Below are 9,798 nucleotides of genomic sequence, written 5' to 3' on the forward strand. Positions count from 1 at the left end.
CCTGGAGACAACAACCGCTGCCGCCATGGTAAGTGCAAACTCTGAAAATAGCCGACCAATATCCCCCTGCAGCATGCTGAGGGGAACGAAGACTGCCACCAGCACCAGCGTGGTAGCAATCACCGCAAAAGCGATTTGCCGTGTGCCTCGAAATGCTGCGACCAGAGGTGTTTCTGCGTAGTCGTGCATACGCCGATTGATATTTTCAAGCACTACAATCGCGTCATCAACAATCAACCCAATCGCCAGTACCAGCGCCAATAGCGTGAGTAGATTAATCGAAAAGTTCATGGCGGCTAGGGCGGTAAATGCTCCAATGACAGCAATCGGTACCGTCACTGCAGGCACTAGTGTGGTGCGCAGATTGCCTAAAAACATAAACATCACCACGACGACTAGCCCCATGGCGATAAACAGCGTCATCACTACTTGTTCGATAGCGCCTGAAACGAATACTGACGCATCATAGTTAAGGCTGAGTGACATCCCCTCCGGCAAGGTGCCTTGAAGCCGGTCAAGTTCTTGTCGAACGGCTTCCGATAGCTCCACTACGTTAGCCGTTGATTGCATGATCATGCCTAGTCCCACCATCGGGACGCCATTGGCACGAAACACAGATCGGTCCTCTACTGAGCCTATCTCGACACGCGCTACATCGCCCAGACGTACTAGATAACCGTTACTGCCTTCGATTAAAGCAATCTGCTTAAAATCATCAGCGGTCGCGAAGCTGCGCGGCAAACGAACAATAAATTGGCGATCTTCGGACTCAATTGAGCCCGCTGGCAACTCAACATTTTCAGCACGTAGAGCATCCTCAATATCACCAACAGTTAGCCCCCGTGCGGCGAGTGCATTGCGGTCCAGCCAAACTCGCATCGCGTAATCACGTCCACCACCTACGCGCACCCTTGCCACGCCGGGTTGTACCGAAAGGCTGTCTACCAGAAAGCGATTGGCATAATCGGTCAGTTCGGTGATCGAGTAATCCGCACCAGAGAGACTTAGCCACACGACAATAGTCTCGCTACTGTCGGCTTTAGTGACCTCAGGATTATCGGCATCATCTGGAAGGTTGCGCAGTGCTCCTGAAATACGATCGCGGATATCGTTGGCGGCAGCATTGATATCCATGGTGATGGCGAACTCGATTTCCACTCGCGAACGACCATCCTCACTTTGCGAGGTAATTAACTCAATGCCTTCCACGCCGGCGATACGGTCTTCGAGCACTTGGGTAATACGTGTCTCTACAACGCTTGCAGATGCGCCAGGGTAGCGGGTATCAATACTAACAATAGGAGGATCAACCGTTGGGTATTCTTGCAGGGGCAGCCGGTTGAGTGCCAGTAAACCAAACGCGATAATCAGCGTGGCAATCACCATCGCCAGCACGGGCCGCTGAACTGAAATGTCGGATAAACGCATTAGCGATCAGCCTCCAGTAGCGTGCGAATATCCGTCTCTTCATCAGCGATACCTAGCAGCCTGACTTGCTGGCCATCTCGCGCGAGTTGTAATCCGTGAATCACGATTAGGTCGCCCGCACTGATACCCTCCAGCACCTCTACTTCACCGCTTCGTCGTTCGCCAATGATGACTTCTCGCCGCTCTAATCGAGAGGTGTCGTCCTGCTGGTTGATCAGCATCACAAAGTGGCGGTTGCCACTGGGTTCGATCGCTGCTTCAGGAAGTACCAGGGTGTTGCGGACTCGTTGCTGAACCACGACCTCCATTAACATCCCAGGCCGCAGACGCAGCCCAGGGTTTACCATTTCAGCGCGAACGTTAACACTGCGGGTGATAGGGTCTATGCGGGTGCCAATGCTAGAGATTTCACCGCTGAAGAGCTCGTCAGGGAATGCCGCTGTAGTAGCACTCAGCTTTAGGCCGTTGGATAAACGCCCTAAAAATACTTCAGGTACGGTAAAGTCGAGCTTCATGACATCTAGCTTATCAAGAGTGACAAGCTCCATGCCGGGCGTCACTAATGCACCGATACTGACGTTACGAAAGCCAACTCGCCCGCTAAAAGGGGCATGTAAGCGATAATTTGACAGCCTAGCTTCTAACGCTTGTGCGTCAGCCTGTGATTGGCGTAAACGAGCCTGGGTGTCTTCTACATCAGCCCGCGGGGCGAGGTTGCGTTGTTGCAACTGGGTGGCTCGGCCTAGCGCATTGCGACGTTCATCATTGAGGGCTTGCGCAGCCCTTAGCTGAGCCTGTTCTTCAGCATCTTCTAAACGAATTAACAGCCTTCCGCGCTCTACTTGTTCGCCATCTTCAAAATTGATCTCGGCAATCGTATCGGTCACCGTGGCAGAAAGTGTCACGCTTTCATCTGCACTCAGTGTCCCTAATGCTTCAAGCGGATCAGACCAAGTCGTTATGGCGGCGTAGTGCCCAATAACCGGAGGGGGAGACTGTGCCAACAGCGGACTAGCCCATATCAGGGTAAACAACCAGAAGAGAAAGATACGTTTACAAACAAGCATGAGCGTCTCAGTGTTATCAAAATGCCTAGTAATACCACTTAGGGGATCACCGTGTTAGAGGGTGAAGTGTCTACAGTGATATTTTGTTAAATAGATGTACGTTTTTTGTACATGTAATTTTTAATGTACAGTAATTTTGAGCTATTTACCTGTTAAAATGCCTCTCATTTTTTCACCCTGGGAGCCTAATTTTATGGTCTACGACGTCGTCGTCATTGGTGCAGGAGCCGCTGGTTTAATGTGTGCGGCTCAAGCGGGTTACGCGGGGCGTCGTGTACTGTTAGTGGACCATGCCAACAAGGCGGGCAAGAAAATATTGATGTCGGGAGGAGGGCGCTGCAATTTTACCAATCTTGCGACTACGCCTCAGAATTTTTACTCGGAAAATCCGTATTTTTGTATTTCTGCGCTAAAGCGTTACCGTCCAGAGCATTTTGTGTCGTTGATAGAGCGGCATGGTGTTGAGTATGTGGAAAAAGCCCCAGGCCAGCTCTTTTGTGCGAGCTCCGCTAAAGACATTGTTAGCGTCTTACTCACCGAGTGTGAATGGGCCGGCGTCGAGGTGTCGCTCAGCACGTCAATTTCTAGGCTGGAGCGAATGGGGGATAGCATGCGCTTAGCCACGTCGTTGGGAAGCATAGACGCGGGTACGGTAGTGATTGCGACGGGAGGACTTTCGATACCCACGATGGGGGCGACAGGGTTTGGTTATGACATTGCCCGTCAGTTTGGCTTAGATGTTCTGCCTACCCGCCCAGGCTTGGTGCCGTTTACCTTGAGCGATAGTTGGAAAGAGCGCGCAGCAGCACTTTCTGGGGTTAGTGTGCCATGCGAGGTGAGCTGCAATGGGAGACGCTTTAAAGAGCCAATGCTATTTACTCATCGTGGCCTGTCAGGCCCGTCGATGCTGCAAATTTCCAGCGTTTGGCAACCTGGTGACACGATCACTATTGATTTACTGCCAAGTGAACAGGCTGCTGACGTATTACGTCATGCACGTCATGCGACTCCTAAGCGTCAGCTGTCCACTTGGCTGGGAGAGCGTTTTCCAAAGCGCTTTGCCCAAGCGTTGCTAGAGTGGTACCCAGACGCCAATCTTACCAGCCCTCTGGCAGAGTACAGTAATGATGCGCTTGATCATTGGGCTCAGCGGCTAAACCAGTGGCAGTTAAAACCGTCAGGTACAGAAGGGTGGCGAACTTCTGAGGTAACGATGGGCGGGGTAAGTACGGAAGCGATTTCATCAAAAACATTTGCAGTGAAAGACCTACCGCAGCTTAGGCTTATCGGTGAAGTGCTAGATGTGACGGGGGAATTGGGGGGGTACAACTTTCAGTGGGCTTGGGCAAGTGGTGTTGCTTGCGGGCAGGCATGCTGATGAGTCTAAAGAACTGGGCCGTAAACACGTAGAGCATTCAAAATTAGCGTTTATAAAAACGGCCCAGCGACGTTCTCAGAAAATATCGCTAGTGACTTACTAACTAGCCACTTTTGCTAGCAGCTTCAGTTTTCGTATCAGCATGTAGCTAGCCAGTGCTTTTCTGCCAACTGCCATTGCACCACCTGGATGGCGCAAAATACGCAAGGCGGCGACGCCACCAATCACATACAAAGGTATTTTAAGGCTGCGCCAGTTCTTGTCTAGCGGTGAGGCTGCCTTGGTAAGCGTATCGCTATCAACTAATATATCGATACGCTGTTGCTCTAATTCCGCTAACAAGGCGGCTTTGCGTTCCGCTCGGCTGGGAGGCTTATTGACGGTGTTGGGTTGAGTCATCCTCATTCACCTCCAACAAGGCTCGGTCAGCGGAGAGTTGCTTAAGCGTTTCTTTTAACAGCGTATGTTGCTTGGCTTGCCGAATAGCGATAACCGCTAGTAAAAAACTTAAGGCAATAAGAACGCCTGCACTCACGCCAATCGCAGTCAGCCGATAAGTGTCCCAAAACAGTACGACTACCAGCGCGGTAAGTGTCGCGACGCCTAACAACAGCAACAAAAGGCTGGCTCCTGCCAACAAAAGCAGGGTCAATAAACGAGCGCGCTCCTCTTCTAACTCTAAAACCGCCAAACGAAGCCGAGTCTCACCATTAGCGACTAATGATCTCAGCAGACGTTTGGCTGTAGAGAATACGCGTTGTGTTGGCCCTAAAGCCATTAGCGACGACCGAGAAGCATACCCACCACTAGACCAGCTGCGGCACCAATACCAATACTAGCCCAAGGGTTTTCGTGCACGTAACGATCGCAGCAATCAACTTGCTGAGACAGCGTTTCACGCGTGTCTTCGTAAAGTCGTTCACCGCGAGCTTCTAAGCGCGCTCGGGTGTCTTTCAGTCGTTTTTCTGCGCGCTCACGAAGGTCACGCATTTCGCCACTTGCATCTTTTGACGTGGCATTCATCAACTCTTCTACGGTTTCACTCAGGTGGCGGAGATCTTCCTTCAACTGGTCAGCACGAGCAGAGGTATCAGTATTACGTTTAGCCATGATGTCATCCTTTGACGAGTGAATATGAATAAGTGTCAACTCCAGCATAGCAGCCGTTAATCATAAGACAACCTTAGGTGCTATCGGTTCAGCCCTGACGTACTGAACAGGGGATTTAAGCTAAAGCCGATGCTGAGACGATGCACGCGATTGTTGTAGTCAATCATGCTCTCTCCGTAGCCGTAGTAGTACTGTAGATGGGCACGCACATTGTTAAATGCAGGCCAGCTGTAGTCTATTTGAGTGCCATAGTTACCCGCGCTTGGGTTGCCACGCAGTTGCCCCGCGACCTCGTGGTTACCATTGAGTCGTTTTGCCAGGCGGATATCGCCATAACCGACATAGCGTTCTATGTCTGGGTTGTCATCGTCGCCGCTGGACTCAGGTACGCGCCAATGAGGGGCGAGTGATAGTGCCCAGTCACCACGTTGGAACGTGCTTTCCAGATAAACTCTGTTCCAACTGCGTGAAAGCGGGTCTGAACGGCCGTTAGACTGATGAATGAAGGAGAGACGATTGCGCGTATTTACCCAGCCTAATGCGCTCCAGGCGTTATCAAAATCAATAAAAATTTCAGGTTCATAGTTAGTTTCCCGGAAGGGGGAAGAAGCATCGGTATTATAGGCCTGCCACCAGCTACGCTGGGTGTAGGCAAAATAGACATCGCCAATGTCGCCAAACACATCCTCTGCGAGGTTGAATTTAGCGCTAAACTGAAATTTCACTTCGACGTCGTTAGGTGGAGAGTCTGCGGAAATGCTACGAAAGTTTTCGCTGTTCTGGTTGGTGCTATAGCTAATAGGGAAAAGATAATTAGTTCGGTGAGTCGTAATCGCAAACGGATTACGTGACGACTCCTGCTCAAATTGGCGGCGTTCACTGAGATCCTCAAGCGCCATCTCTTCTGGAAGCAACTGCGGAGCGGGCGTGGATTCGCTTCCTGCCGGATCTTCAACCTGTTGCAGCTGCTGACGCAACTGATAAAGTTCGCTGTTGAGTGCGCGTATACGAGCCTCAATTTCCTCGCGGGTCTCTGCAATGGCACTTTCAGTGCCTAGCAAAACAATTAAACTAGTTAACAGCAGTTTTCGAATGACCATCAAAATGGCTCGCAAATAAATAAAAGGCAGTTATCAGAGACTCTTCTATACACGCCCATCGCGTAAGTCAACTCCTCCCGTTCGTCAAACGCGTTAGATTGCGTAAGAAGCCAGAACGCCTGACAATGGCGATCTTCCTGATTGGAGTAGTATCCATGTCGATGAGGCATATCTAACGTGGTCAAAAATGCACTGAAGGCACTCCTCAAGCTCTGCTTTATTTATCTATTGTTTACGACTGCTGGTGCCGTATACGCGCAGGCTGCGTTGCTTGATCAGGTCCCCTCTGAGGAGCAGCTATCTGAGCGATTAGCCGAGCTTGAGTCGCAAGAAAGCGAGCTAACCACCGAGCAAACTCAGGTCAAAGAAGCGTTGACGGCTGCGCTACAAGGCTATGAGCGCCTGCACGCAGTTGAAGAGCGCATTGAGGCGTTAGAGCAACGGGTTGTCCAAGCGCCCGAAATATTGCTTCGTCTAGAGCGTGAGCTGAACGAAGCGGAGGAACAAAGCCGACAGTTCTCAGTGGATAACCTTAGTGATATGCCACTGAATCAGCTGGAAGCGCAGCAAGCAGAGGCCGTCGTGGAGCTTCAGCGGCTTCAAAGCCAGTTAGCCGAAGTTAACTCTCAGCTATTGGCCGCGCAAGCACTGCCTGAGCGCGCTCAGCAAGCAATTTCAGATGCGTTACAGCGCACTGAAAGTTTACGCCGTCAGTCTGATGAGCGAGAAGCCTTGCTGGGTGATCGGCAACTATCGGCACGCCACGATGCACAGTTAATTCAGTGGCGCATTGAGCGAGCCCTTGCAGAGCAGGAAGTAAACCTTAACCAGCGTGAACTAAGTGCCAACAGTCGGCTACGAGAGTTGGCCCAGGAGCGCCGGGAACTCATTGAGCTGCAAATAGACCAGCAGGAGCAGCAGCTTAATTTGTTGCAAGGCGTCATTGATCGTCAGCGGCGGCTACAATCTGAGCAGGCAATTGCTGACGCCGCAAAGAATGATCCACTGATCGCTGAAGGGCACCCTGTGGTGCTCAATGCTCAATGCTCAGCAAGCGAACCAAGCACTGAGCCTTGAACTGTTGCGAACAACGGATAGAGCGAATGGCATTATACGTGAGAATATTGAAGCCCAGCGTCAGTTAGATCATGTACGGCAACTTCAGCGTAGCCTGAACGAACAAATTGATGCTATTCGTGGTAGCCAATTGTTGTCGCGTATTCTTCGAGAACAGCGCCAGTCGTTACCGTTAGTCGCGCCAAGGCGTGATTTACAAGATGAAATTGCTGATTTGCGTCTCAAACAGTTTGATTTGATTCGGCAGCGTGATCAGTTGCGCCAAAGCGATCGCTTAGCGACCCAGCGCTTGCAGGAAGCAGGGGTTGACGTCACGCCTGGATTGGTGGACTCCCTAACACGCCTTTATCAGTCGCGCCGTGAATTGGTAGAGCAGCTTGAGCAATCTTACGGAAGCCTGCTGAGTGCCGCTATTGAGCTTCAACTTAATCAACAACAGCTATTAGAGACGACGCGCGATTTACGGGCGACCATTGATGAACAGCTATTCTGGGTAGCTAATAGCCGTCCTCTAGATTTCAATTGGTTACGACAAATTCCCCACAACCTTCAACTGGAGTGGCGAGAAGGCGAGTGGCGGGCGGTTTTGCCCTCTCAGTGGAAAGGTTTTTCTTGGAAAATGCTGATTGGCGCGCCGTTTATTTTGCTTGGCGTGGTTCTGGTTGGGCTGCGTCGGCGAATTAAAGCACGGCTTGCGCTCATTCACTCACAAATTGGTCGACTGAAAAGTGATACTCAGCTGCATACCACCAAGGCGGTGCTGCTAAACGCTCTGCTTGCGTTGCCAGGGCCGTTGGGGTTGGCAGGTATTGGCATAGGCCTAAGTGAGGCTGAAGGTGCACTGGCAAGCAGTGTTTCGCCAGCGCTACTACAACTGGCGCTTAGCTGGGCTGTCGTGGCTTGGGGCCGCCGGCTACTCGTTCATGATGGGGTTGCTGAGCGCCATTTCACCTGGGCACCTGCTTATACAGCGCGGTTGCGTAAGCTGCTGGGTGGTTTCGGACTGGCGTTAGCGCCCGTGGTTGTTATTGCCGCGCTCTCTGGGCAAATGGAAACACCGCTGGCGTTGCGCCCAGTGGCGATAGGGCTGTTTGCCGCGGGCCTGGTGGCAATGAGCTGGTGGTTGGCACTATTAATCCTGGCCCATGTGCCATTTTTCGGAGTGCGACTCTTCCGGTTGGTGTTAGGTCTAGCGATGGCTTCAGTGCCGCTAGTACTCCTTGGACTTGTGGTGTGGGGATATGAGTATACGGCGTTGCGGCTAGTTGCTCGCTTTGCAATCACCCTTTACCTGTTGGGCTTGTGGGTCGTCGTTGAGGCCACGGTCGTACGTAGTTTAGCCGTTGCAGCACGGCGGCTAGCTTACCGGCGTGCGCTCGCTAGACGTCGTGCTCAAGTACAAGAGGGCGCAGAAGGTGGGCTGGAGGTCGTTGAAGAGCCACCTTTGGATATGGAGAAAATTAACTCTCAGTCGTTACGCCTATCAAAGTTGATTTTGTTGATTGGCTTCAGTGCCCTGCTGTATCTGGTGTGGTCAGACCTGCTGGCGGTACTGAGTTATTTAGACCAAGTTTCAATATGGGATGCGGAAGAGGGGGATTTGGTCGGAGACGCACTATCGATTTCCGATGTGTTTACCTCGCTACTTGTGATTGCCATCACGTTCATTATGGCGCGTAACTTGCCTGGCTTGTTGGAAGTAATGGTGCTTTCACGCTTGTCCTTAAAGCAGGGTAGTGCTTATGCCATTAGCTCGCTGCTTTCTTATACCATTGTTGGTACTGGCGTAGTGATGGCATTGGCCACGCTGGGCGTTTCTTGGAATAAATTGCAGTGGCTGGTGGCGGCGCTGAGCGTGGGCTTAGGCTTTGGTCTTCAGGAAATATTTGCCAACTTTATTTCTGGTTTGATCATTCTGTTTGAGCGCCCAATTCGCATTGGTGACACCATCACGCTGGGTAATCTACATGGCACGGTCAGTCGGATTCGCATCCGGGCGACTACCGTGACCGACTTTGACCGAAAAGAAATTATCATTCCGAACAAAACGTTTGTGACGGACCAGCTCATTAACTGGTCACTTTCGGATAACGTGACCCGCGTGGTGCTGACTTACGGTGTTGCTCATGGGTCTGATCTGCCTTTAGTGCATACATTGCTGCGCCAGGCTGCCGACGAAAATGAACGAGTGTTAGAAGACCCAGAACCTCAGGTTTTCTGCCTGAACTACGGGCCGCACAGCCTGAATTTTGAGCTGCGCATTTTCGTTAACGATTTGCTTGACCGCTTGTTTGCTGCTGACGAAGTTAACTGCCGGATCGACGAGCTGTTCCGTGAAGCGGGCGTTAGGGTGGCCTTCGAGCAGATGGACGTGTGGCTGCACCGCGACCGAGGCGAGTCAGTTAAAGTGCAGTCAGCTAACCGGCTGCCTCCTGATAACCTAAGCTAATGACTAGGTTAGCATCAGGGGGGGGGTTGTGTTTAAGTACTGGTTTTTAAACGCTTTGTTCTTCATGTTTGGTGGCGAACAGTAAAAACTCCCGATTACCGTCACCACCGGTAATCGGGCTTTCCTGCCAGTGGCTAATGACTAAGCCGCACTCTGTACAGGCATCACGTATCTTTTTCTCTACCTCTG

At 51.5% G+C, this 9,798-nt stretch carries 7 protein-coding genes and 2 pseudogenes; 2 read left to right on the forward strand and 7 right to left on the reverse strand.

The features are described 5' to 3' along the window. Both INT22_RS07125 and INT22_RS07130 read right to left on the reverse strand, forming a co-directional pair. On the reverse strand, positions 1-1,428 hold a 1,428-nt coding region (locus INT22_RS07125), incomplete at its 3' end, for an efflux RND transporter permease subunit (protein WP_193067951.1). After that, positions 1,428-2,495 carry an efflux RND transporter periplasmic adaptor subunit gene (locus INT22_RS07130; RefSeq protein WP_193060477.1) on the reverse strand — a complete coding sequence of 356 codons (1,068 nt, stop codon included), beginning with the start codon at positions 2,493-2,495 and terminating at the stop codon, positions 1,428-1,430. The genes INT22_RS07125 and INT22_RS07130, both read right to left, overlap by 1 nt. A 193-nt stretch (positions 2,496-2,688) precedes the next feature. On the opposite strand from INT22_RS07130, the gene INT22_RS07135 reads away from it, so the two are divergent. After that, a complete protein-coding gene (locus INT22_RS07135; protein WP_193060476.1) occupies positions 2,689-3,873 on the forward strand; it encodes an NAD(P)/FAD-dependent oxidoreductase in 1,185 nt (394 codons plus the stop codon). Between the two features lie 99 nt (positions 3,874-3,972). On the opposite strand, the gene INT22_RS07140 is transcribed toward INT22_RS07135, so the two are convergent. The 4 genes from INT22_RS07140 to INT22_RS07155 all read right to left on the reverse strand — a co-directional run bounded on the left by INT22_RS07140 (position 3,973) and on the right by INT22_RS07155 (position 6,083). Continuing rightward, the gene (locus INT22_RS07140; protein WP_089038634.1) at positions 3,973-4,272 is read right to left on the reverse strand and encodes a YqjK family protein; all 300 of its coding nucleotides are present in this window, start codon (positions 4,270-4,272) and stop codon (positions 3,973-3,975) included. Further along, on the reverse strand, positions 4,247-4,651 hold the full coding sequence (locus INT22_RS07145; RefSeq protein ID WP_193067952.1) for a phage holin family protein: 405 nt from the start codon (positions 4,649-4,651) through the stop codon (positions 4,247-4,249). The genes INT22_RS07140 and INT22_RS07145 overlap by 26 nt, the downstream gene beginning before the upstream one ends. Next, the gene (locus tag INT22_RS07150; protein WP_030070257.1) at positions 4,651-4,983 is read right to left on the reverse strand and encodes a DUF883 family protein; all 333 of its coding nucleotides are present in this window, start codon (positions 4,981-4,983) and stop codon (positions 4,651-4,653) included. Before INT22_RS07150 ends, INT22_RS07145 begins: the two co-directional genes overlap by 1 nt. Before the next feature lie 80 nt (positions 4,984-5,063). After that, positions 5,064-6,083 (reverse strand): phospholipase A, encoded by a 1,020-nt coding sequence (locus INT22_RS07155; protein WP_089038632.1) that lies wholly within the window; start codon positions 6,081-6,083, stop codon positions 5,064-5,066. A 219-nt stretch (positions 6,084-6,302) separates the two neighbouring features. On the opposite strand from INT22_RS07155, the pseudogene mscK reads away from it, so the two are divergent. Further along, positions 6,303-9,609: pseudogene (gene mscK, locus INT22_RS07160) on the forward strand (mechanosensitive channel MscK). Between the two features lie 46 nt (positions 9,610-9,655). Here the strand turns inward: mscK and INT22_RS20410 are convergent. Beyond that, a pseudogene (locus INT22_RS20410) lies at positions 9,656-9,798 on the reverse strand (TlyA family rRNA (cytidine-2'-O)-methyltransferase); the annotation flags it as partial.

The sequence above is a fragment of the Halomonas sp. 3D7M genome (assembly GCF_014897885.1).
GTDB lineage: Bacteria > Pseudomonadota > Gammaproteobacteria > Pseudomonadales > Halomonadaceae > Vreelandella.